This window comes from Bacillus sp. BB081 (assembly GCF_008368895.1).
Lineage (GTDB): Bacteria > Bacillota > Bacilli > Bacillales > Bacillaceae_G > Bacillus_A > Bacillus_A wiedmannii.
Map to the genome: position 1 here is coordinate 32,381 of NZ_QOZX01000015.1, position 25,560 is coordinate 57,940.

General features: G+C 37.5%; 21 protein-coding genes. 3 read left to right on the top strand and 18 right to left on the bottom strand.

Annotated elements, in window-relative coordinates; all coding sequences use genetic code 11:
* Positions 1 to 85 precede the first annotated feature (85 nt).
* Entirely contained in the window at positions 86 to 7,558 is a 7,473-nt protein-coding gene (locus tag DN394_RS07765; protein ID WP_149293704.1) for a DUF7507 domain-containing protein, read from the bottom strand.
* A gap of 116 nt (positions 7,559 to 7,674) precedes the next feature.
* Here DN394_RS07765 and DN394_RS07770 point away from each other — a divergent pair, with 116 nt between their 5' ends.
* Positions 7,675 to 8,424, top strand: a complete 750-nt coding sequence (locus DN394_RS07770) for a (S)-benzoin forming benzil reductase (protein ID WP_046957779.1) — start codon at positions 7,675 to 7,677, stop codon at positions 8,422 to 8,424.
* A gap of 35 nt (positions 8,425 to 8,459) precedes the next feature.
* Here DN394_RS07770 and DN394_RS07775 read toward each other — a convergent pair whose 3' ends face one another.
* From DN394_RS07775 to DN394_RS07800, 6 genes are all read right to left on the bottom strand, one after another.
* The gene (locus DN394_RS07775) at positions 8,460 to 9,299 is read right to left on the bottom strand and encodes a GNAT family N-acetyltransferase (protein ID WP_141545411.1); all 840 of its coding nucleotides are present in this window, start codon (positions 9,297 to 9,299) and stop codon (positions 8,460 to 8,462) included.
* Between the two features lie 60 nt (positions 9,300 to 9,359).
* Positions 9,360 to 10,886, bottom strand: coding sequence for an argininosuccinate lyase (gene argH, locus DN394_RS07780; RefSeq protein ID WP_098092229.1), 1,527 nt, complete (start codon positions 10,884 to 10,886; stop codon positions 9,360 to 9,362).
* Between the two features lie 83 nt (positions 10,887 to 10,969).
* On the bottom strand, positions 10,970 to 12,079 hold the full coding sequence (locus DN394_RS07785; protein WP_000751363.1) for a serine hydrolase: 1,110 nt from the start codon (positions 12,077 to 12,079) through the stop codon (positions 10,970 to 10,972).
* 117 nt (positions 12,080 to 12,196) lie between these two features.
* Positions 12,197 to 13,129, bottom strand: coding sequence for a nucleoside hydrolase (locus tag DN394_RS07790; RefSeq protein ID WP_000756435.1), 933 nt, complete (start codon positions 13,127 to 13,129; stop codon positions 12,197 to 12,199).
* Between the two features lie 117 nt (positions 13,130 to 13,246).
* Positions 13,247 to 14,686, bottom strand: coding sequence for a sodium/pantothenate symporter (panF, locus tag DN394_RS07795; RefSeq protein WP_097917337.1), 1,440 nt, complete (start codon positions 14,684 to 14,686; stop codon positions 13,247 to 13,249).
* 3 nt (positions 14,687 to 14,689) lie between these two features.
* Positions 14,690 to 14,968, bottom strand: a complete 279-nt coding sequence (locus tag DN394_RS07800; protein ID WP_000800722.1) for a YhdT family protein — start codon at positions 14,966 to 14,968, stop codon at positions 14,690 to 14,692.
* A gap of 272 nt (positions 14,969 to 15,240) precedes the next feature.
* Between DN394_RS07800 and dhaS the strand changes: the two genes are divergently transcribed.
* Positions 15,241 to 16,725: an aldehyde dehydrogenase DhaS gene (gene dhaS, locus DN394_RS07805; protein ID WP_000080285.1), complete on the top strand. Its 1,485-nt coding sequence runs from the start codon at positions 15,241 to 15,243 to the stop codon at positions 16,723 to 16,725.
* A gap of 51 nt (positions 16,726 to 16,776) precedes the next feature.
* On the opposite strand, the gene fabG is transcribed toward dhaS, so the two are convergent.
* A complete protein-coding gene (fabG, locus tag DN394_RS07810) occupies positions 16,777 to 17,517 on the bottom strand; it encodes a 3-oxoacyl-ACP reductase FabG (RefSeq protein ID WP_000395032.1) in 741 nt (246 codons plus the stop codon).
* 133 nt (positions 17,518 to 17,650) lie between these two features.
* Here fabG and DN394_RS07815 point away from each other — a divergent pair, with 133 nt between their 5' ends.
* Entirely contained in the window at positions 17,651 to 17,800 is a 150-nt protein-coding gene (locus DN394_RS07815) for a YfhD family protein (RefSeq protein ID WP_046957774.1), read from the top strand.
* 73 nt (positions 17,801 to 17,873) lie between these two features.
* On the opposite strand, the gene DN394_RS07820 is transcribed toward DN394_RS07815, so the two are convergent.
* From DN394_RS07820 to moeA, 10 genes are all read right to left on the bottom strand, one after another.
* On the bottom strand, positions 17,874 to 19,727 hold the full coding sequence (locus DN394_RS07820) for a terpene cyclase/mutase family protein (RefSeq protein WP_097994607.1): 1,854 nt from the start codon (positions 19,725 to 19,727) through the stop codon (positions 17,874 to 17,876).
* Positions 19,728 to 19,826: 99 nt separating this feature from the next.
* Positions 19,827 to 20,252: a divergent PAP2 family protein gene (locus tag DN394_RS07825; protein ID WP_000447813.1), complete on the bottom strand. Its 426-nt coding sequence runs from the start codon at positions 20,250 to 20,252 to the stop codon at positions 19,827 to 19,829.
* A 78-nt stretch (positions 20,253 to 20,330) separates the two neighbouring features.
* A complete protein-coding gene (gene rarD, locus DN394_RS07830) occupies positions 20,331 to 21,272 on the bottom strand; it encodes an EamA family transporter RarD (RefSeq protein ID WP_000535553.1) in 942 nt (313 codons plus the stop codon).
* Positions 21,273 to 21,363: 91 nt separating this feature from the next.
* Positions 21,364 to 21,612, bottom strand: coding sequence for a DUF1294 domain-containing protein (locus tag DN394_RS07835; RefSeq protein WP_149293705.1), 249 nt, complete (start codon positions 21,610 to 21,612; stop codon positions 21,364 to 21,366).
* Between the two features lie 158 nt (positions 21,613 to 21,770).
* Entirely contained in the window at positions 21,771 to 22,169 is a 399-nt protein-coding gene (locus DN394_RS07840) for a nucleoside triphosphate pyrophosphohydrolase family protein (protein ID WP_149293706.1), read from the bottom strand.
* 43 nt (positions 22,170 to 22,212) lie between these two features.
* Entirely contained in the window at positions 22,213 to 22,437 is a 225-nt protein-coding gene (locus DN394_RS07845) for a group-specific protein (protein ID WP_097917340.1), read from the bottom strand.
* 15 nt (positions 22,438 to 22,452) lie between these two features.
* The gene (locus DN394_RS07850) at positions 22,453 to 23,502 is read right to left on the bottom strand and encodes a P-loop NTPase (RefSeq protein WP_097917341.1); all 1,050 of its coding nucleotides are present in this window, start codon (positions 23,500 to 23,502) and stop codon (positions 22,453 to 22,455) included.
* Between the two features lie 60 nt (positions 23,503 to 23,562).
* A complete protein-coding gene (moaD, locus tag DN394_RS07855; protein WP_000628496.1) occupies positions 23,563 to 23,799 on the bottom strand; it encodes a molybdopterin converting factor subunit 1 in 237 nt (78 codons plus the stop codon).
* 4 nt (positions 23,800 to 23,803) lie between these two features.
* On the bottom strand, positions 23,804 to 24,268 hold the full coding sequence (gene moaE / locus DN394_RS07860; protein ID WP_097917342.1) for a molybdopterin synthase catalytic subunit MoaE: 465 nt from the start codon (positions 24,266 to 24,268) through the stop codon (positions 23,804 to 23,806).
* Positions 24,249 to 25,556, bottom strand: coding sequence for a molybdopterin molybdotransferase MoeA (moeA, locus tag DN394_RS07865; RefSeq protein ID WP_097917343.1), 1,308 nt, complete (start codon positions 25,554 to 25,556; stop codon positions 24,249 to 24,251). The genes moaE and moeA overlap by 20 nt, the downstream gene beginning before the upstream one ends.
* Between the last annotated feature and the right edge of the window lie 4 nt (positions 25,557 to 25,560).

Genomic DNA, 25,560 nt, shown 5'->3' on the forward strand with positions numbered 1-25,560 from the left:
TACCGGACTCACTTTTATCAAGCTGCCTAATGAAATAACCGTGTCTAACTTTTAGGGGGCACTTCACAAAATGCTCTTTTTGTTTTTATTTCTTATGTTCGTGCAAATGATTACACGGAGAACATTGAAATGGAATTTTATTTAAGCAATTAAAGTTCGTTTCACAAATTTGTTCGATCGTTGGGACGAACGGTATGACCACAATATTACTTTCTATTATTTGTGTAACCGGTGGTAACACTGTACCTACTTGATGTTCGAAGCGAATACTCGCTTGATTTATATAATTTCCTGAACCACTTGGCGCGCTCTGAACTACTACTTGGAACGAGACTGTGCGTGCTTCACCTGGATTTAAACTTCCTATAAGAAATCCTGATACTGGGTTTACATTTGGCACTGGCGTATTATCAACCTTTACACTTCCAAGAACAAATCGAACACTACTATCTAACATATCTTGAAAACGAATATTTTGTATCGCTGTATCTCCCGTATTTGTAATAACTGTCGTAAACGTAATAACATCTCCAATTGTTGCTGTTTGATGATCCGCCGTTTTTACGACTGTCGTTGAGACATTTTGAGGAATAAACGGGATAACAACTGTATTGCTATCGCCTTCAACTACTACAGGCGGTTCATTTGGATTCACAGTTGCAAACCCACTCGCTGTCGCTGTATTTGTAACTAAGTTATTTATTTGTCCTCCTGTTATTACAACTTGGAAATTAATAATAGCTGCATCATTTGGTTGAAAATCACCTAACGGAATACCAGTATTCGGGTTGGCAAATGGAAAAGGTACATCATTGACCGTTACCGTGCCATTTATAAATAGCGTATTCGAATCAATGATATCCGTTAAAACAATATTCGTCACAGGAACTGTACTATCATTTATAACAGCAATTCCGTAAGTGACAACATCTCCTACCATCGCTACTTCAAAATCCGCTCCTTTTGCAACAAATAAAATTGCAGTATTTACTGTTACAATAACAGTATTACTCGTGTCCATTACTATAACCGGTGGCTCTCCTGGTACTAAAATATACTCTGCTAACGCCCCAGCAACGTTTACTACTGTACCACCATCTGGAAAACTTGTAATTGTAGCTTCATATGTTACAAGTGCCGTCTCACCGACTGGGATATCTGGTATCGTAAATCCAACCTGTGGATTTAACCCTGGTTGCGGAACTCCATTTATCGTTACACTATTTGGGACGAAATCAGCTTCCTGAGATAACACATCTATAAATTGAACATCCATCGCATCAGCAGTACCTGTATTTAATATACGAACAGTATACGTTACCGTTTCTCCTACTCCAACAATCGGATGATCTACTTCTTTCAACATATCTAAACTACCTCTATTTACTGGTGTGACTGTCGTATTACTTGAGTTCGTAATTGTAAACGGTGGTTCTCCTGGAATCAATTCGAAATCACCAGTTACTCTCGCTGTATTCATAATGCTACTAGAAGGTGGAACCGCGATTACATTTACTTCAAATGTAATTAATAAGCTATCCCCTACTGCAAGATCTGGTAATGAAAAGCCTACAAATGGATCTAAACCTACTTGCGGAATTCCATTTATTTGCACACTTCCAGGAACGAATTCTAAACTAGGTGACGGAACATCGATAAACTGAACATTCGTCGCTGTTACCGTTCCCGTATTTGTAACTTGCACACTATAAGTTAACGTATCCCCTAATCGTGTTGCTTCTTTATTTACGGTTTTTATAACATTAAATCGTCCTCTATTTACCCTTGTTATTGTCGTATTACTCGGCTCTGTTACTACAACTGGTGGCTCTCCTGGTACTAAAGTAAAGTTTCCCGTTATATTTGCAACGTTCGTAATGGTTCCTGATGACGGGATGTTTGTAACTGTCGCTTGAAACGTCACGATAACCGTTTCCCCAACGAGTATATCCCCAACTCCAAATCCAGTAATTGGATTTAAATTCGGTTGCGAAATTCCATTTATCGTTACACTATTTAGGACAAATGACGCTCCTACTGAGATCGTATCAATAAACTGAACATCATTTGCTGTTACTGTTCCCGTATTCGTTATTTGAACTGTATACGTTAATACATCTCCAACGAGAGTAGCTGCTCTATTTACTTGTTTAATAACAGTAAATCGTCCTCTATTTACAGTTGTGAGCGTCGTGTTACTTGGCTGATTCACTACAACTGGTGGTTCTCCTGGCACTAATATAAAACTTCCTGTAACATTTGCCGTATTGGCAATTGTTCCGTTTGATGGAACACTGACTACCGTTACTTGAAATGTAACTTCTACACTAGCCCCTGGGTTTATATCTGGAAGTGGGAATCCATTATTAGGATTGAATCCAGGTTGTAGCACACCATCTATCGTTACACTATCTGGTACAAATGTGATCGAGGACGGTAATACATCACTATATTGAACATTTGTCGCTACCACTGTTCCTATATTTTGAACTACTGTTGTATATGTGATTGTATCGCCTACTGCAACAACCGGCTGACTCACTGATTTTAAAACATTCAAACCAGGTTCATTTATTTCTGTTAATGTCGTGTTACTTGTCGTCGTCTCCGTAATAGGCGGCTCTGTTTCACTTACAGCAAATGTCGCTGTAACGTCTACAAAGTTAACAACTGTTCCACCTTGAGGCACGCTCGTTACCATCTCTTGATATGTGACAAGCACAAAATCATCTACAGGTATATCAGGAACTGTAAAACCTATAAACGGATTTAATCCCGGTGCTGGTACTCCGTTTATACTCACACTTCCTGGTACAAACGCTACACCACTCGTACTAGAATCAAGAAATTGGACATTCGTTGCCGGCACTGTTCCAAAGTTAAAAATTAGTACATCGTAGGTTAATATTTCTCCAACCGTCGCTGCTTCTTTATCTACTAGTTTTAATGGAAAAATCGAAGCAATATTAATTGTCGTAACAACTAAATTCGTTAATATCGTTTGCGTAATCGGCGGTTCCTGCGAATTCGGTTGTGAAGTAAATGTAACGTCGGCATCATTTAATATGACTTCATTATCTGGAACCTCTGTAATCGTCACTTGGAATGTTACCGTAATACTTCCACCAGCATTTAATAATGGACTAACTGTAAAGCCTATTTCTGGATTCAAACCAAGTTGCTGTATACCACCTATCGTTACGCTATTGTCAACAAACGTCGTCCCTTCTGGAATGACATCTTGAAAGAGTACATCTGTAACTGGGATAATTCCTACATTCGTTATTAGCACTGTATACGTTAATACATCCCCAACCGCTCCAGCAGCAACATCAACTGTTTTTGTTGCTGTTACTTCACCAGGAGGAGGTAACGGTATCGTAACTACTGTCGTATTACTTGAATTTGTCGTTGTTACAGGAGGCTGTAAAGGATTTAATAAAAAAGTGGCTGTAGCAGATGCCGTGTTTAGTACAGCTCCGCGCGTGGATGGCGCAACTACTGTTACTTGGAATGTTACAGTCAATGCTGTTCCAGCAGCGATATTAGGAAGCGTAAAACCTATATTTGGATCAAATCCAGGTTGAGGCGTTCCATTTATCGCTACACTATTTGCTACAAATGTTGTTTCTGGAGCAATTGGATCAATAAAGGAAGCATTCGTTGCTGTTACTGTGCCGTTATTTCGAATGACTACAGAATACGTGTAAGTCTCTCCAAGTGCAGCTTGTTGTACAGATGAAGATTTTTGTATATTTAATCGAGCAGTGTTTACTTGCGTCACAACGAAATTACTATTCGTAACAGTCGTTATTGGAGGGTTTGCTGGATTTATAAGAAAACTTGCAGTAACGTTCGATTGGTTTCTTATATTTCCACCGCTCGGAACACTCGTCACTGTAACTTGAAACGTAATCGTAGATGTTTGCCCGACCGGAATATTTGGTACTGGGAAACCTACCATAGGATTCGCGCCTTGCTGAACAACTCCATTTATCGTCACACTATTTGCTACAAACGCAGTACCAGACGGAATTGGATCTTGAAAAATAATATTCGTTGCAGGAACAGTTCCTGTATTTTGAATAAGAATCGTATACGTTAACGTATCTCCTACTCCTGCTTGTGGTGTATTTACACTCTTCATTACATTAAGTGATCCTACATTTACTCGCGTCACAACAATATTACTAATTGTTACAATTGTAATTGGTGGCTGGAGAGGACTTACTTGGAAATCCGCAGTTACATTCGCATTATTCGGCAGAACTCTATTTGGCGGTTCACTCGTGATTGTCACTTGAAAAGTAACTGTTACCATCCCTCCTACTGGAATATTAGCAAGTGGAAATCCAGTTGTTGGGTTTAAACCTGGTTGAGGCGTTCCATTTATCGTTACACTATTTGCTACAAACGTTGTTCCAGATGGAATTGGATCAACGAATGATACATTTGTCGCTGCTACTGTTCCACTATTTTGTATACGAATTGTATACGTTAACGTATCTCCTACACCTGCTTCAGTAGCACTTACACTTTTTATTACATTTAGCCCTGAAGAATTCACCACTGTATTAACAGTATTACTTGGCACCGTTACAGTAATTGGTGGCTCTGTTGGATTTACAAGAAAATCTCCAGTTACATTCGCATTATTTACAACATTATTTCCTTGAGGAATTTCATCAATTAATACTTCAAACGTAACAATTACACTCGCGCCAGTAGGCAAATTATTTAATAAGAATCCAAGTTCTGGATCTGCCCCTTCTTGTAAAACACCATTAACAACTACACTGTTTTCAATAAATAATGTCCCTTGTGGAATTGAATCTTGAAAAAATACATTTGTAGCTGGTACACTACCTGCATTTATGATTTCAATTGTATATACTAAAACATCCCCTACCGTTGCAACATTCGTATTCACTGATTTCACAACTTCAAAGTTCCCTGATTGTACTGTTGTATTCACAATGTTACTCGGAACATTGATTGTTACTGGTGGTTCACTCGGATTCACTTGAAAACTCGCTGTTACATTTGCTTGATTTAAAATATCTTCATTTTCTGGATCCTGTACAATTAATACGTCAAATGTGACTACAACTGTTTGAGCCGCAGGAATATTCGGAAGAGAGAATCCTGTATTCGGATTCAATCCACTTTGCGATACTCCATTAACGGTTACAGAATTTGCAACGAAAGAAACCGCTGAAGAAATAGTGTCTTGGAAAAATACATTTGTTAACGGAACGTTTCCTGTATTTTGGACGGCAATTGTGTATGTTAAAGTATCCCCTACTGCCGCTTGCGTTGTATTCACTTCTTTTATTACATTTAAACCGCCTGTATTAACTTGTGTCACAACTGTATTCGTTTGTCTATTAATCGTCACTGGTGGTTGATTCGGAATAACAACGAAATTAGCAGATACATTTCCACGATTCGCAATCGTACCTCCTGATGGCGTAGATGTCACTCGGACTTGAAAACGCACTGTCCTACTTCCACCTGGAGAAATATTTGCTACCGCAAACCCAGTCGAAGGATTTACTCCTGGTTGTGAAACCCCATCTACAGTCACACTATTTGCGATAAAAGTTGTTCCAATTGGAATTGGATCTTGAAAAATAACATTTGTCGCAAGTACATTTCCGGCATTCTCAATTGTAATAGTGTACGTAAGAACGTCATTCACTGTCGCAAAAGCTCTATCCACTGCTTTTCTCGTTCTTATATCAGCTACATTAATTGTAGTAAATACAGTGTTACTTGTCGCCTGTCCTGAAATTGGTTGTTGACCAGGTACTGGAGTAAAGTTAAATGTTACACTCGCACGATTTGGAATTGGATTTACAAGCGGATTAGATGTTACTCGAACTTGAAAACGCACTACCGTCGTTTGCGAAGCATTAATACTTCCTAGATTAATACTACTTGCTGGATTTGCTCCTGGACGTGCTACCCCATTTACCGTAACACTATTTGGAACAAATGTTGTGCCACCAGGAATACTATCAACAAAAACAACATTATTTGCAGTGACATTTCCATTATTCGTCACATTAACTGTGTATGTTAATACATCATTAAGGGTTGCTGTCTGTAAATCTACAGATTTTTGCATACTTATAGTTGCTTGATTCACTGTCGTTTGTACTGAATTTGAAGAAGACATACTTGTAATTGGTGGACTACCGACGAAAGGACGGAATTGATATGACACCATTGCGCGATTCGGAATAGGATTTGGGTTCGGAAACGATGTTATTCGTACTTGAAATGTAACAACTCTTTGCGCGTTAGTTGGGATTGTGCCTAAATTAATTCCATTAGCAGGGTTCGCATTCGGCTGTGTTACTCCACCTACCGTTACACTACCTGTAACAAACGTCGTTCCGTTCGGAATACTATCTTGTAATATAACATTTTCTGCACTTCCCGTACCTGTATTAGGAACTGTAATTGTGTAGGTAAGAATATCTCCAACTCCTGCAACTGTTCTATTGACCGATTTAACAGGATTAATAATTGGCCCCGTTGCATCAATTTGAACCCCAAAACCAGCTGCAGCATATCCATCTCCATTAGTAACGAATCTAACCGTTGCTGACGTTTGATTATTTACTAATGATGCAGAGGCATTTACATTTGTAATATCCCACCCTTGTCTTCGGACGGCTAAAGCTATCCCTAAAGGCTGATTCAAATCTCCAAACGTTCCAGTTGTATCTAACTCTCCAATATCGTTACAAATTTGTGACTGAAAAAAATTATTTGCGGGGTTTCTCGGGCCGGATAATGCAACTGTAGTATTTGCATTTGGTCCAAAACGAAGTTGATCTCCAACAATGTTAGAATCACCTTCTTGAGCAGTTACGAGCACCCGTCCTGTTACAGCTCCTGTGGCTGGAGTAGCAAATCCTGAAATAGTAGCATCCACTGGTGGTGATGAAGCATCGATAATTTCTTGACCTGCATAAACTGATAAATTCCGAAGTGGCAAACTTGCATTTTGATACACAACCTCAAGTGTCCAACCAGCCGAACGACTAATAGTTGGATCAAATGAAGTTCTTGCAGCTGGCACTGCACCTGTAGTATAAGTTCCTGCCCCGCCTGCACTAACAAGATTCGTTACATTGGCAGAGCGCGCATAATAAAACTGATTCCCTACTGAACCTTGCTGCGCAGTAGCAGGATCTGGCGTAACAGAAAAAGTTCCAGCCGGTGTTGTAAATGTAATATTATCATTTAAAAACGGTAAAACATCTTCCGTATCAGTCCGGAAAGTACCAGCCCAAACTAATTCTGCATATAACACACTACTTCCCGCTGGAAGATTTAAAATTGCACTTGAAGAATTCAACTGCCATTCATCTGTTGTCCCTGCTGGGAATCCTGGTACTTGCAACGCTGTATTTACTGTCGTAAATACAGCAAGTGTACCAAAAATATTACCTGGCGCAGGCGATGTAGGGCTAAGCCCTAACGTATTCCCAGTGAACGTGACGGCACCAGGTACTGTTGTTGTAAAACGATTTATAAAAGGCACACAATCATCTCATTTCAATTATAGTAAAAAGTGCTCTATACTATAAAATGTAGACAAACTATGCAATGTACTTTGTCCAACAAAATTCCGCACATACGAGAGGAGCTTACTACACTATGCGCTATGTTATCGTAACAGGAACTTCACAAGGTTTAGGTGAGGCAATCGCCGCGCAATTATTAGAGGAAAACACAACCATCATCTCTATTTCTAGAAGAGAAAATAAAGAGCTTACTAAACTTGCAGAGCAATATAACAGCAATTGCATTTTCCATTCCTTAGATCTTCAAGATGTACATCATTTAGAAACTAACTTTAACGAAATCATTTCATCCATTAAAGAAGACAATGTATCTTCTATTCATTTAATTAATAATGCGGGTACAGTTGCACCTATGAAGCCGATTGAAAAAGCAGAAAGCGAACAATTCATTACGAACGTTCACATTAATTTACTTGCCCCTATGATTCTTACATCTACATTCATGAAACATACGAAAGGCTGGAAAGTAGATAAACGTGTTATTAACATTTCATCTGGTGCAGGAAAAAATCCTTACTTTGGATGGGGCGCTTATTGTACAACGAAAGCTGGTGTAAATATGTTTACACAATGCGTAGCGACTGAAGAAGAGGAAAAAGAATATCCAGTAAAAATCGTCGCTTTTGCACCTGGTGTTGTGGATACAAATATGCAAGCACAAATTCGTGAAACAAATAAAGAAGACTTCACTAATTTAGAACGATTCATCACACTAAAAGAAGAAGGAAAGCTATTATCACCTGAATATGTGGCAAAAGCTATTCGTAGCTTACTAGAAACTGAGAACTTCCCGCAAGGCGAGTTTATTAGAATTGATGAATAATAAAAAGGCATGCTAAAATAGCACGCCTTTTTATTCTACTTCTCTAAAAATATGAGCACAGACTCCGCAATTTGTTCATAACCAATTTCTTGATAAATTTTATTAGACGTAGGGTTCGCTAGATCAGTATATAACGTAGTCGTCTTATATCCTTCATCTAACATACGTTGACTAAGTGCAGCGACACAACTAGATGCGTACCCTTTTTTCCGCGCTTCTTTCGGTGTATATACGAAATTAACTGTTATATTGTTTGTAGTCGGTCTCGTTTTTGCAGCTACAGAAACAAGCTTCCCATCTACATCTAAACCAAATAGCCGACGGTTCGTAATTAATGTATGAGCGGTTTGTTTCGCTTCTTCTTTCGTAGTAGGAAGCCTTACATCTTCGCAAAATTGATAAATCCACTGTTCTATTAATGGTAGCTCATCACTACCTATTTCTCGAAAAGCCCCATCCTCGGTCCACTTCTTCTTAACTTGTTGTAATGCATACACACCTTGTTCCATTACAACATTCGTTTTCTTATTTTCTAACACCGCAATCTCTTCCGCTAATCTCTGTACAGTTTTCTTATTACCGATCAATCCAGGAATGTCTGGATATACTTTCGAAAACTCTTTTGCAAGTTTCACTATATCTACTTCCGGAATTTCAGAAGTTGCAACAATCATTTGTATCTTCTCTTCTGTTTGAAGAAATACAATTACAATTTCTTCTCCTCGTTTCGCTACGCCCATAAACGTCGGTTCTTGAGCTACTTGTAATATACCTAACATTAAATTATTTTCCTGCTCATTCTTTTCTAAAAATGGTGTAACCTCTTCTTTAAAATTAAGAATCTCTTCATATACATGTAATTGAATCATCGACAATCTCTTCTCTCTATTTATAGTTTCATTAAGTATTGGCGATTAATTCATTAAATCCCTCTTTTACGATTCAATAATATTCGAAGCTAACGTATTCAAATCATTTTTCGCTTGTAAAATTCTCTGTTTTTCCTTTTCAAATACCTCTTCTTCTTTCTGAAATGATTCTTTTCGATTTTTAATCATGCGCTCCATTTCTTTTTTACTCGGTCCACCGTATACATTTCTTTTTTGTATAAAAGCTTCTGGTGATACAATTTCTTCCCACTCTTTTTCTAATAATTTTATTTTAAATTTTTCTTGTAAGTATATATTTACATCTTTGAAATGTAATTCATGTAGCTCCTTTTTCTGCTCCAATGACATATTCGCAATAACACTCGCTGCATGATGCGCATGCCGAAATGGAATGTCATAGTTTTTTGTTAAAACATCTGCGAAATCAGTTATCGTAATTGCATGTTTATAAGAACGACTTTTCAACGTTTCTTCTTTTACTTTCATCGTTCGAATCACTGCATTCATAATACAAAAAACACGAATGGTCTTTTCAATTCCTTTATATAAATACGGCTGCAAATCATCTTCTGTATCGACAATATCACCAAATGGTGTATTATGAATCATTTGAAATACTGTAAATGCTTCTCCTAAAGCGCTACTCGTAATCGCACGGGCATGTTCAATGGAAACTGGATTTCGCTTTTGCGGCATAATGCTACTTATTTGTACATATGGCTTTGCAACAGTAATACCATCATATTCTTTCGTCGCTAATAGTAAAAAGTCATGAATCCATCTGCTCGTATTCGTCATAATTACCATAAGTAACGAGCTAACTTCTAATAAATAATCCGCTCCAGCAACAGCATCATATGAGTTCTCAATTACATTTGTAAACCCAAGTAAATTGGCAACTCGCTCTCGTTTAATTGGGAAACTTGTTGTAGAAAGAGCGGCTGCTCCCATTGGAGACTGATTTAAAAGTTTGTACGTTCGTTTCATTCGTTCTAAATCTCTCTGCATCGTATCATAAATCGCTAACGTATAATGACCAAATGTTGTTGGCTGCGCTGGTTGTGTATGTGTATAAGCTGGCATAATCGTTTCCTTATGATCATCGGCAAGTTGTAATATACTTTCTTGCAATAACAAATGATGCTCCATTAATCGTAATACATATCGTCTCAAACTCATGCGATACATCGTTACACCCATATCATTTCTACTTCTACCAATATGCATATTACTTACAAAATCGCTTTTCGCTTCTTGAGAAATTAAATGTTCCACTAAAAAAAAGAGATCCTCATGCTGCTCTGTATAGAGCAATTGCTCTTCTGGAATTCCCTCTACCTTTTTTAATGCGTGTAGTATAACTTTAGCTTCTTCCTTTTTCATTAAATTTTCTTCCGTCAGCATCGTAATATGCGCTTTATGCACTTGAAACATATCTTTCAATAAGTAATTTCTTTGAAAATTAAATACATGTTGTAATACACAATCCACATATGTTTTCCCAGGGAAATCAGCGCCTTCACTCTTTATAAACTCTTCTTTACTTTGTTTCATCACCTTTTCCCCTTTCACCTAAGTATTACTCCCCATCATACCCAGAGATCGGAAAAAAGTGCTTGTTCATAAAAATAAACTCGGTGCTCTCTGCACCGAGTTTATTTAATAAAAGTCGCATCATACTTATCACTTTGCAACACTTGAAAATGTAAGTTTGCTAAATGTTTCCGTATTTCTGCACTGTCGTCTTCATTTAAATCATTTGCTAAGAACACTATTTCTGTACAGTTCCCGCGTTTATCCATCGCATAAACTGCTTTTGTAACAGTCCATGGCGTATAGCCATTTTTTTGCCCTGCATGTCTAAATGTTTTACGATATTTCTTAGCACTCATATCTGTTTCAACGATATTCGCCCACACTTTTTCTTCGGCTTCTGTCAGTCCACCTTTATGATTTGCCTTTTGAAGCAGTACCATATAATCGTTTGCAGAAGCTGCTGGTAATCGATCTGACCAAATTTTATCGTAACGTTCCTCTAAATAAAGAGGTATTTCCTTCTGTAATAATGGCCCCTTCTTTTTTAAGCGTTCATGAATAATCATCGCATATTCACGATATTGCTCTTGAGACATTTCTTTTAACTTTTTCTCTATTTTATATTTCGGAACATGTAGTTCTTTATGCAAATACCCAGGGATGTATAAAGATGAAACAATCGGAAATAGCGGCTGATGTGCTGGAAGCGATAAACTTTGTAAATTACGATTAATATTATCTAATCCTAACACTTCCATCAAATATTCAGCATTCGCATTCGAACTAAACTTAACCATTCCTTTTGCCACTTCTTCTAAAGAAACTGCCCCTTCTGTTATCTTGTCTGTCTTTTGCAAATACCTTTGCCACCTATCTTGTGCACCGCCATCTGTATTCGGCACATAATAACGATTTATATCATTAATGGAAACGAAACTAGACGGATCAATTTTCCCTTCCGTAACTTGTTTCGTATATTCAAGCGCCACAATTAACTTCATCGTACTAGCAACTGGCAATACAACATTTGGATTTACAGAATAAACAACTTTATCATTTCTCTTCACGAGAAGCGCACTATTTTTTTCATCTTTATGTTCTTCAATAAAGGATGCGATATACTGTGCATCATCATTATTTGAACTCCACACTTTTTTCACTAAAAAATTACCCGATATTAGCAAAACGAAAATACCCACAATCACTGCGCATACTATAGTTTTTTTCAAGTAAAATTCCTCTCCTATTGTATAACTCTTCTCTATCTATCTCTTTCAAACAAAATAATGGAGATGATTATTTTAGTAATCATCTCCATTATTTTAACTTGTATTCTCCTATTATGTCTACGTCATAATTTTCACGAAGTCTTCGAGAAATTTTTTATAATGTAATGACCAACCAATTCGCACCCAATTCTTTAAGGATTTTGCATCAGGTTGTGGACGGAAATCAGCAATACTTTCTCCCTTTGCAATCCCTACTGTATCCACATCAACACGACGGTACACATAATCCAAAATAGACGGATTCGCCGCAACCATCATTGTAACAACGTCATGTACTGGGCTACCTGTTATTTTCGGATTTAACTTTTTATACGCTTTATAATAATACGTAAATATCGGTTCAATTAATTTATTAAAACTCGTTTTAGAGTGTTTCGTAATATATTTCACCATTTCTGGCGTAATAATTGCTTCAGATGTAACGTTAAGTGGCACTAATGTCACATTCTTGGCATTTTGCATAACTAATTGGGACGCAATCGGATCACCATGGAAATTCGCCTCTGCGACTGGTGTCACATTGCCAGGCATTAAAAAAGCACCACCCATTATATAATATTCTTTCACATACTTCATCATCGGCTTTTCTAAAATAAATGCTGTCGCTAGTGTCGTTGACCTACCAGCATCAACAATGATTAATTCTCCTTTATACTTTTCAAGAATATCAAAAAAAGCACAAAAAGGTTTTATATTTGGCGAAAAAGCTTTTGGAGGTTTAATTGGTCCTAAACCGTCTGCCCCATGAATTTCTGGATAATACGTTGTAACATCTCCGGATAAAGGAATTTTCGCACCATTAATAACAGGTATATCTTCCCGCCCTGCCATTTGTAGCAAATATGCTGCATTACTTGTCGCCTTTTCTTGTGTTACATTTCCATATCCGGTTACAACACCAACAATATCAATATCAGGATGCATAATTCCGTACATGATGGCTAAAGAGTCATCAATTCCTGGGTCTCCCAAAAATAATACTTTTTTCATCGACCTCAACTCCATCCCCTCAATTGTTATTAATTTATGAATAACAATAGGTATACAGAATAAAAAAGAACAAATTTATACGAAAAAACGCAGTCCTATAAGGACTACGTTCTTCCTCTAACCTATACTGTTTTTCTTCACAGCACCCATACTTCCAATGATATAAGCTATAAACGCAAAACAAATTGGGAAGACAACTGTATGTATACCGAACGGATTTGGATAGAAAAGATGAATACACATATATGACCCTACCCCAACTAAAATAGAGGCAAGCGCTCCTGTTGCATTTCCTTTTCTCCAATATAACCCTAATACGATTGGCCAAATGAATGCTGCTTCTAACCCACCGAAAGAAAATAAATTTAACCATATTAAAAAATCTGGTGGTTTAATTGCTGCTGCATAAACGAGTAGCCCTACGATACCAGTAATCCACAAACTTCCTTTTCTAATCGTACTGTCTGCTGCATCTTTATTTATGTAATTTACGTATATGTCTTTAATAATTGATGAACTTACAAGTAACAATAATGAGTTTACAGTAGACATAATTGCTGCCATTGGCGCAGCTAAGAAAACTCCAGCTAGCCAAGGTGGCAACACTTCCATCGCGAGTAGCGGCATGACTTTATCCGGTACCGTTATACCCGGAAGTACGACTCGCGCAAATACACCTGTTAAATGCATACCAATCATAATTGTACCTACAACAACCGTTCCAATTATTAACGCTTGATGCATAGCTTTTGAATTTTTATAAGACATGGCACGCACACTAATTTGCGGTAAACCAACAACGCCAATCCCAATTAAAATCCAAAATGATGTCACATATGATTTCGTTAAACTACCATCCGCTCCGAATGGTGTAATTAAATTCGGATTGATTTGAACAAGTTCCTGCATAATTTTTTCAATTCCACCACCGGCAATGACAGTAGCAATTAAAATGATTGTCGTTCCAACTAACATAATGATACCTAATAACGTATCTGATAAAGCAACTGCACGAAATCCACCAATTAATACGTACACAAGTACAGAAAAAGTAAATAAAAATAGTGCTGTTGTATAAGATAGACCCGTTAGTGATTCAATTAATCGGCCACCGCCGACCCATTGAGCTACTGTTGCTGAAAATAAGAAGATAATAATACATAACGCAGAAAGTATAACAACTGCTTTATTATTGTATCTTCCCTTTAAATAATCGATAAGAGTAATGGCTTCCATCTTCCTAGCGATAATTGCAAACTTTTTACCGATAACCGTTAAAACGATATACCCTGTTACAACTTGAATCGCAGATAATAATACCCATCCGAGGCCCATATTGTACGCAATACCTGGACCACCAATAAAGCTACTAGCACTACCATACGTAGCAATCATTGTCATCGCTAATAATAAACCGCCAAGTTCACGCCCACCAAGAAAATATTCTTGTAAAAATTTATTATGAGCAGTCGCTTGTACGCGTCTTGAAGCATATACACCAATTAAAAATACAACGATAAACGAAATTATCATTGGAATGATTACATACCAATTCATCTATTATTCCTCACTTTTTTCTTCCTCATCGAGTGAAATATCTTGAAATACAAAACGAACAACTAAACTAAGTAAAATAACCATAACGATAAATCCAACGATACAGCTATAAAAAAACCATGCTGGAAAACCGAATACATATGTATATTCACTTGGATTTTTACTACCAAGCCCATAAGCAAATCCGTACCATATTATAAAATTGATAATAGCAAGTCCAAGACCAATTAACGCTTCTCTATGGGCAATTCGAAAGCGTGGATCATCATGATAATTCTTCATTTTCTCCCTCCTCTCACGATGTATTATTGTACCATTGTTCTTCTAGTTTTTCCTACTAGAAAGCAAAAACAAGCAGGATTTTTTATAATCATATAGAAGTTTCTCTTACATTACATATTTTTTACAATTGTAACACAAATGAAATTTGAATTTTCAGTATTTGTTAATTATGATTAAAATTAGAGGCTTTCCATCTAGTTCCCACATCCTTGATTTCGGAATAAACGCTGTCTCGTACTGCGTTTACATTATATTTTCAAGGGGGTTATACAATGAGTCAACTAGCTGTAAATCTTCATGAAAAGGTAGAAAAGTTTCTTCAAGGTACAAAAAAGTTATATGTGAATGGATCTTTCATCGAAAGCGCTTCCGGAAAAACATTTAAAACACCTAACCCAGCAACCGGCGAAACACTTGCCGTCGTTTCCGAGGCTGGTCGAGAAGATATTCATAAAGCTGTCGTTGCAGCTCGCATGGCTTTCGACGAAGGTCCTTGGTCTCGCATGAGCACTGCTGAGCGAAGCCGTCTTATGTACAAGTTAGCTGATTTAATGGAAGAACATAAAGAAGAGCTTGCACAGCTCGAAACATTAGATAACGGAAAGCCAATCCGTGAAACAATGGCAGCAGACATACCACTTGCAATTGAACATATGCGCTATTATGCTGGCTGGGCTACGAAAATCGTCGGTCAAACAATTCCTGTTTCTGGTAATTACTTTAACTATACACGCCATGAGGCTGTTGGTGTCGTCGGTCAAATTATTCCTTGGAACTTCCCACTTCTTATGGCAATGTGGAAAATGGGAGCAGCGCTTGCTACAGGATGTACAATCGTTTTAAAACCTGCAGAGCAAACTCCACTATCTGCTCTATACTTAGCTGAATTAATTGAAGAAGCTGGATTCCCGAAAGGTGTTATTAATATCGTTCCTGGATTCGGTGAATCAGCTGGACAAGCTCTCGTTAATCATCCACTCGTTGATAAAATTGCATTTACTGGTTCTACTCCAGTCGGTAAACAAATTATGCGACAAGCATCTGAATCATTAAAACGCGTTACACTTGAGTTAGGCGGTAAATCACCAAATATCATCTTGCCAGATGCTGATTTATCTCGCGCGATTCCTGGTGCACTTTCTGGTGTTATGTTTAACCAAGGACAAGTATGCTCTGCTGGATCACGCTTATTTGTTCCGAAGAAAATGTATGATAATGTCATGGCTGATCTCGTCCTCTATTCTAAAAAACTAAATCAAGGTGTCGGTCTTAACCCTGAAACAACAATCGGTCCTCTCGTTTCCGAAGAACAACAAAAACGTGTAATGGGCTACATTGAAAAAGGGATTGAAGAAGGCGCTGAAGTACTTTGCGGAGGAAGCAATCCATTCGATCAAGGCTACTTCGTTTCTCCTACAGTATTCGCTGACGTAAATGACGAAATGACGATCGCAAAAGAAGAAATTTTCGGTCCAGTTATTTCTGCAATACCTTTTAACGATATTGATGAAGTAATTGAACGTGCAAATAAATCACAGTTCGGCTTAGCGGCTGGTGTGTGGACAGAAAATGTTAAAACAGCACACTATGTTGCAAGTAAAGTACGTGCTGGTACTGTATGGGTAAACTGTTATAACGTCTTTGATGCAGCATCTCCATTCGGAGGATTTAAACAATCTGGTCTTGGCCGTGAAATGGGATCTTACGCATTAAATAACTATACAGAAGTGAAGAGCGTTTGGCTCAACTTAAATTAACGAAAAAAGAACCTGGCCTATCCGGTCAGGTTCTTTTCATTATGTATTCCTTTAAACTTGTAGTCCTCCGCTCACATTCAATACTTCTCCTGTAATATAGGATGCGTATTCTGACGCTAAAAAGGCAGCTGCGTTCGCAATATCTTCTGGCGTTCCAATTCTACCAACTGGAATCGCGCCAACCATCTTTTCTTTCACTTTATCTGGTATCGTTTTTGTCATATCTGTATCCATAAACCCTGGACAAATCGCATTGCACGTAATGCCGAAACTTCCAACTTCTTTTGCTGCCGTTTTCGTTAAACCTACAACGCCTGCCTTCGTAGCCGCATAATTCGCTTGACCTATGTTTCCTTCTCTACTAATTGAAGATATATTAATAATGCGTCCATACCCTTGTTGTCTCATGTAAAGAAGCGCTGGTTGCATACAATAAAAAACACCTGTTAAATTTACTTGCAGTACTTGTTCCCATTCTGGTTTCTCCATTTTATGTAACATAGCATCTCGCGTAATTCCTGCATTATTTACTAAAATGTGCAATGTACCAAATGTTTGGACAGCGTATTCAATTAAGGACTTCGCATCATTTTGATTACTCACATCACAACGATACTGCTTCACTTCATATCCTTCATCTGATAACTCACGTGTCGTTTTTTGTAGCTTCTCTTCATTTACATCGCTAATTAATACTTTAGCCCCTAGTTTTGCATAAACCCTTGCAATCTCTTTTCCAATTCCCTGTGCAGCTCCTGTTACTACAGCTGTTTTTCCATTTAAAAACTCCATCCCTATCCCCCATTTCTATTACTTATACTGTATATTTCGGCTCTTTGCTTCCCAATTCCTCTTTGTATAAAAAAGTCTATTTGTGTCAAACTAACTTTGCAACGTCGCATAAAACACAAGGAGATTGTGTCGAATGAACAAAAAAAATTCCAAGCAAAACAAAGCTGCTGATGGCATTGATGTTGAGTTCTCTCGTGAACTCGCTGACCACAATGACTTAGAAGCAAACGCACGTGCAAATGCCGCTGATGCACGTCAAAAACGCCGGTCAACAGAAAAATAAGGAACGCACAACCTTATTCTTTTCAACAGGGACCTACTACCCAACAAAATAAACCGAGAGATATCCTCTCGGTTTATTTTCTATATTTTTTTATATAATGTGCTAAAGTAAGTAGCGGATATATATATGCATAGCTATGATAATGAATATAAAACCCACCTGGTAAACCTGTTCCGGTAGGATAGTGTTCATTATCATCAGGATTCGCAAGCAAATATGAAATACCTTTTCGAATAGCTGGTGTTTCTTCATCATGGTAAGAAATGAGAGCATCTAACGCCCATGCTGTTTGGGATGGTGTACTAAATGGTAAAGTAATGAACCTTTTTTCCACGCTACTTTGGCACGATTCCCCCCACCCACCATCTTCATGCTGTATATGTTCAAGCCATAAAGCTGCTCTTTTCATTGATGGATTGCTAGTTGGAATTCCGAGTGACCGTAAACCAGTCATAACAGCCCACGTACCATATATATAACAAATCCCCCATTTCCCATACCATGATCCATTTTCCTCTTGCACATTCATTAACCAATTTATCGCACTTTGTTTTTGTTTCTCAGGCAATTCATTTTGCGCGTATGTCCCGAAAAGTTCTAACACTCTTCCTGTAATATCTGGTGTGGAAGGATCTGTAATCATATCGCTTGCATTTTCAATTGGTAAATTTGCTAATAAATTGCTCGTCACACCTTTTTCAAATGCTCCCCAGCCACCATCATTATTTTGTAATCCTTTAACCCAATTGACCCCTTTCTTCCAAGCATTATCTACATTTTCGTTCCCTCTACTTCTTGCCAACGCTCTTAGCACAGCTGTTGTATCATCGACATCTGGAATTGTCGTATTCACATCCGAAAAACCCCAACCGCCTGGAGTCAGCGCCGGTGCATGTACGCTCCAATCAGCTTTTTTTGTATGCTGTTTTTTTAATACATACGCTGCTGCATGTTGAATCATCTTATTATCTTTCGAAGCGTGGGCCTCTTGTAACGTATAGCTGAGTAAAGCCGTATCCCATACAGTTGAAGGAGAGTTTTGCAAATGATTCCCTTTTTCCATCTTCCATATATAAGATGTTATCCCTGCTATAGCTTTTTGAATCATCGATGATTGAAGAGAATGTCCTAACGCGAGTAAAGCATAAATCATATAAAATGAGGCAGTTGCGTAACTATATAACGTTCCATTTTCATCAATACGCTCTTTCATAAAACGTTCGACTTCCTCATATCCTTTATGGTGTAAAGAAAGGGGATACGATATAATTTGCTTTACATCACTTAATAACGTTTGAAACATCGGAGACCGATCCTCCCGAAACCATTCTCCGCCCCCGCCCTCAATGTGATTTAAATTTGGCAATAACTTTTTCCCTACTTGAAATCTTTTATTTAAACAAACCATCATCGGAATTAAATGAATACGTGCTGAGCTACTCAATTCAAATATACTGAGGGGAGAATCATTTTGCAGAAACATGATTGGTGTTGGTAAATGAAAGAGTGAAGGATATTCATATTCTCCATGAATCGCTAATAAAAACTTCGTCATAAAATGAGCACGCGCTACCCCGCCACGCTCATTTATAAACATTTCCGCTCGTTTCATATTCGCATCTTCTTTTGTATATTTTTTCGATGCAAGCAAGGCAGCATAAGATTGAATTGTAGCAGATAAATTGCCACCCACTTCATCTTCATACAATTTCCATGTTCCTTCATTTGTTTGAAGTGATGCTAATCTTTTTACAAACGGTTCTATCTCTTTATCTCTACCTAATAATTTTAATAAAAAAATCATATGGCAATCTGTTAATGGTGCTCCTTCAAAACAAAACTGCCACGTTCCATCTTGCCGTTGCATCGTTTGAAGTGCAGTTGTTCTTCTCGCTATTTCTTCATGCACTTTTTCATATAATAACAAGTTACTCACCCACCCTTTCGAAATCCGTATAACGATATTCAAAAAGGTAGCTAAATATGTATGAAAACAAAGAAAAACAGAACATATAAAATGTTCTGCTCATAAGCAATATCCCACTCCGACAATAATCCCTACTAAAGCACCGACTACTACTTCATACGGTGTATGCCCGACAAGTTCATTTAACTTCTTATATTCTGTTTGTCTACCGTGAAAGAACTCATTCAATATTTTCGCTTGTTTACTAACTGCAAGTCTTACTCCTGAAGCATCATACATAACAATTATTGCAAAGATAGCAGCAATAGCAAATAAGGTACTTTCCACACCTTCCACAACGCCAACACCTGTCGCAAGTGCTGTAACAGTTGAAGCATGAGAACTCGGCATCCCACCTGAAGCGAAAAACTTTGCAAAATCAAATTCACCCGTTTTGAATAATTTAAAGACTACTTTCGTAAATTGTGCTAGAAACCATGAAATTACAGCGGCCATAAGCGGATCATTATGTAAAATTGTTTCCACGTTCTCAGCTCCCTACTGACTATAATGGAAATCTATATAGTATCAGTATAAAGAAAAATGCGTAGAAAATACTACGCATTATGATACTTTTGCTGATTTATTTTTTATAAATTTCGGTTGCTTCTGCACTAAAAACTTTGTTTTCGCTATTGAAAACACAAATAATGCAACCCATATACAGAAAAATGCCATCATATGAGTAGATGTGAAATGTTCACCAAATACGAATACACCTAAAATCAAACTAATCGTTGGTGCAATATATTGTAAAAATCCTACCATATAAAGCGGAATAAGTTGTGCTCCTTTTGCAAAATAAAAAAGTGGTAAAGCTGTAACAATGCCTGCTCCTATTAATAGTAACGTCGATGACATGGAAATAGATCCAAATGAACCGAATCCATGCGCTCCTGTCATAACGAGATAAATAATTGCAAACGGCGTCACTAACATTGTTTCCATCGTAAGACCAATTGTCGCATCATAGTTTAACAATTTTTTCGTTAATCCGTATAATCCAAATGAAAAGGCAAGTGATAAAGAAACCCACGGAATAGATCCGAAACGGACTGTTAAAATGATAACCCCTATTCCAGCTAAACCAACTGCAACATATTGCCAAAAGTTTAACTTTTCCTTTAAAACGACTGTACCAAGTAAAATACTAATAAGCGGATTAATATAATATCCAAGACTTGCTTCAATGACATGATTATGATTAACGGCCCATATGTAGACAAACCAGTTTCCGCTAATCAAGACTGAAGCTATTGTTAATGACATTAATAATTTAGGTCGTTTAAAAAGGTTCACGAACTCCCCAATAAACTGACGAAACCTCTTCGTAACACCTAATACAAGTAACATAAAAACAAACGCCCAAACGATGCGGTGTGCTAATATTTCATCTGCTGGAACTTCCTCAACCCATTTCCAATAGATTGGTAGGATTCCCCACATCGTATAAGCACCAGCTGCATATATAATCCCTTTTTTTTGCTGTGCTGATTGACTCCCCATCTTCCCTTTTCTCCTCTTCTCATTTTTCTCCATTATACGGTCCCGCATGCTCACTTTACCAATAATCAATCTGCAATTCTTTCGACATTTTTCATACAACAAAAAGTAAACATACTGTTATAACGACAAGTAATGGTATACCGAAAACAAATTTCTTTTTATGTGTTTTATGGTGAAGCATGTACATACCGATCCAAGCACCAACTGCGCCTCCAGCTGCCGCTGATAAAAACAACGTACTTTCTGGCGTTCTCCACTGTTTCTTCTTCGCTTTTCGTTTATCAAGCCCCATAAGGCTAAAAGCTATAACGTTAATAATAATAAAATAAATCCATTTCATCGCTTTCTCTCCCTATGAAAAATTCGCTTAATGGTAACATGAAAAAACGATGGAAACAACTGAAGAACACTTTTTATTAATTAGTTACCTTTATATTTAAATAACGAACTAAAATCGCAGTTAAAGCAATTAAATAGAAAGATGTTATAAGCAGAATCTTATATTGCATTCCCTTCATCTACTACCATATCATCGAAAAAACTTCTCTCAATCTCTTTTTCATCAAAATGAAGAACTACAATTATTCCTACATATAAAGAAACGAAATTTAGAAACCATTCCCCATTATCATCTTTCTTAGTTAAACATTTAAATATCTCTTGAAATTGCATACGTTCATCTGCAGCAACAACCGGACTCACACCAAAATATTTCAATACAAGATTCAGCTTCAGCTGCACGGATAATGATAAAATATATTTTAATAGCTCCGTATACTCTGCACTATCTTTTTGACTATACAACTTCACAAGCTTTTGATGTAAAGTAGAAATCGATAATTCTTCGTTGGTCTCTTTAGTTGCTTCTACCATTTCAATCATCTTTTTCATATTCATTACATTCACCCCTTCTGCAAAAAAAACAAAGGCCAAAGCGTATTTATTTTATAATCAGCAATAATTGAGTATTTCTGATCTCTCGTTCTTCTTCACTAACTAAGTCATACTTCTTTAGAAGATGAAAGACATCATTTAATATTTCCTGTGAATGATTCCCTCGCAAAAATCCCTTTAACTCTTTAAAAATCACTTCCGGTAAAAAACTCTTCTGACTTTCAAGCTTATTCATTACATCTTCCATAGAATGATCGATATTACACGCCATACTAAACTTCCCCCTCTATCCTTTATAAATAATATCCTCCGCTAACGATGTAAACACTTCTCCTACAAGAGAGTCTTCATCATATACAGATGAACCGTTATTTTCTTCTCGTTTTGCAAAAGGTATTTGTGCAATCACTTCTGTTTGCAATTGTTCTGCAAGCATTTCGCCGCCACCTCTTCCGAAGAGATAATTTTTCGATCCATCTTGTTCTTCATAATAAGCCATATTTTCTACAATCCCTAAAATCTCGTGTTTCGTATGTTTTGCCATAACACCTACTCTAGATGCTACGAATGAAGCTACGTTGTGTGGTGTTGTAACGATAATTTCTTGCGCCTGCGGGATCATTGCTGCAACATCAATAGCAACATCTCCTGTACCAGGTGGTAAATCAAGAAGTAAATAATCTAATTCTCCCCAGTGCGTATTCGCAAGGAAATTTTGAATCCATTTATTTAACATCGGCCCGCGCCACATAACTGGGTTATTTCCTTCCGTAAAAAATCCCATCGACATAATTTTAACACCGTGACTAACAACTGGAATTGCTGTTTGATCAATCATCGTCGGTTTTTGATTCGTTTCCATCATAGCTGGAATGCTAAAACCATATATATCTGCATCTAATATCCCCACTTTTTTGCCCATACGAGCTAAAGCAGTTGCAAGGTTAATTGTCACCGTTGATTTTCCAACTCCACCTTTACCGCTCGTTACAGTAATAAATCGTACCCCTGAATCAAGGCGAAGCATGCTCGGCATTCCAGTTTCTGTTCTACTATTTTTCTTTAATTTCTCTGTTAGCGCAGCTCGTTCTTCTTGTGTCATAGAACCAAATGTCAAATCTACTTTAGATGCACCAATTGCCTGAAGAGACTCTTCCACATCTTGTTTAATTTTTGCCTTTAATGGACAACCTTGAATCGTTAGCACTACTTCAAGTTTAACCTCTGTTCCATGCATTTGTATATTTCTAACCATATTCAATTCTACAATATTTTTGTGTAACTCCGGATCCTCTACATGTTTTAATGCGTTCATTATTTGTTCTTGAGTAATCATAGAACTCATCCCTTCTCGTATTCGAATTTATATACAACATCTTCTTGGCGAAAAAGCTTATTATCCCCCACTAACGGGCGGGATTAATGCGACTATATCTCCAGCTTTTATCATCTCTTCATCCGTTACAAACTCTTCATTAACAGCCACCATCACTCTATCAAGCGATTGTAAGCAATAGCTTGCTTTGAGCCATTCTTTTAATTGTTGAACTGTCATTTCTTGCTTTTCTAAAATTACTAGTCGATCCGATCCGACTTCCTCACGTAAATTTGCGAACAATAAAATTGTAATCATCTTCTCATTCTTCCTTCTTCGGTTTTCCTTCTGGATATGCCGTATTTTCGAGTTGATCTCCAATCCACATCGTCCCATCTTCCCAAAATTCTTTTTTCCAAATTGGAACGATTTGTTTTATACGTTCAATCGCGTATTCATTCGCTTCATACGCTACTTTACGATGCGGTGATGAAACTGCAATAACGACCGCAATATCCATGATTTCTAGCCGCCCTACACGGTGCGTAATTGCTACTTTTGCGTCCGGCCATTTTCCGTTAATTTCTTCTCCAATTTTCGTAAGTTGTTTTACTGCCATCGGTTTATATGCTTCATACTCTAAATGTAACGTTCGTTTCCCTTTTGTTAATTCTCTCACCGTACCAATAAATGTTGTAATTGCACCTGCTTCTCTTCTTGCGATTTTATTCGTTACTTCTTCAACTACAATCGGTATATCTACAATCTCAAATAGCGCTTGTCCCACTAGAAACACCTCTCACTTTATAAAATGCCCAAGGCCATTCACTACCTTCGTTATCTTCCAGCAAGAGAACATCTACGAACATATCTTTTTTATAGCCTCTCGTACCACCTGGAAGTACAATAAATATATTTGTATCTGCTAGAGAAGAAACCGAGCTAGATTTATCAAACCCTGACGGATAAGCAATTAATTGCCCTTCGTTATATGTCAGTTTTGCTCGCACAAATCTTGTAAATGGATTTGGTTTTAAAAAATCTTCTCCTAATAACGCTTTTTCTCTTTTTACATGTGCTTTCTCACTAAACATATACGTCCGAATACACGGTCTTACAAATAATTCAAATCCTACGTAACAAGCAGATGGATTTCCTGATAAACCAAATAATAACTTGCCATTTAATTGCGCTACAGTCGTAACACTTCCTGGCCGCATTGCAACTTTATTGAAAAGAACCGATGCACCTAACTTTTCGTAAATAGCTGGTAAATAATCGTAATCCCCTACTGATACACCGCCTGTTGTAATGAGCATATCCACTTGGCTTAACGCTTCTTTTACAGCTGTGAAACATGTATGAAAATCATCGCTAAACTTCCCAAAATATTTTACTCTTCCGCCCGCTCTTCGAATTTGAGACAATATCATATACGTATTACTATTTCGGATTTTCCCTGGCTGTAATGAATCATTTACATCCAGTAATTCACTACCAGTCGCTAACAATCCAATTACGGGCTTTCTCGCAACTGGTACCTCACTATATCCGAACGTAGCAAGAAGAGCTGAAATCCCTGGATGAATGTATGATCCTTTTTTTGCAAGAACCGTTCCTTTACGAGCATCTTCACCTTGAAAAGAAATATTGTCACCCATTTTGAATGATCGCTTCACTTCCATATAATTGTTGCCAGCTTCCTCATATTGACGAGTCAGCTCTAACATAACAACCGCATCACACCCATTCGGAATTTGCGCTCCCGTCATAATTCGAACTGCTTGAAACGGACCTACTTTCTCGTGGAATATTGATCCCGCACCAATTTCACCAATTACTTCAAACACAATTGGCGTTTCATAACTTGCTACATTCGTATCTTCTGCTCTAATAGCAAATCCGTCATACGGTGAACGATTGAATGAAGGTACGTCATGGTCAGCTATTAAATCCTCCGCTAATATACGTCCGTAAGCTAATTCAATAGGTAGTAACTCCTTTAATCCCTCATTAGCAAATCCCATTACTTTACGAACAGCTTCTTCAATCGTAATTGGCACTCTTCTTTCCATTATT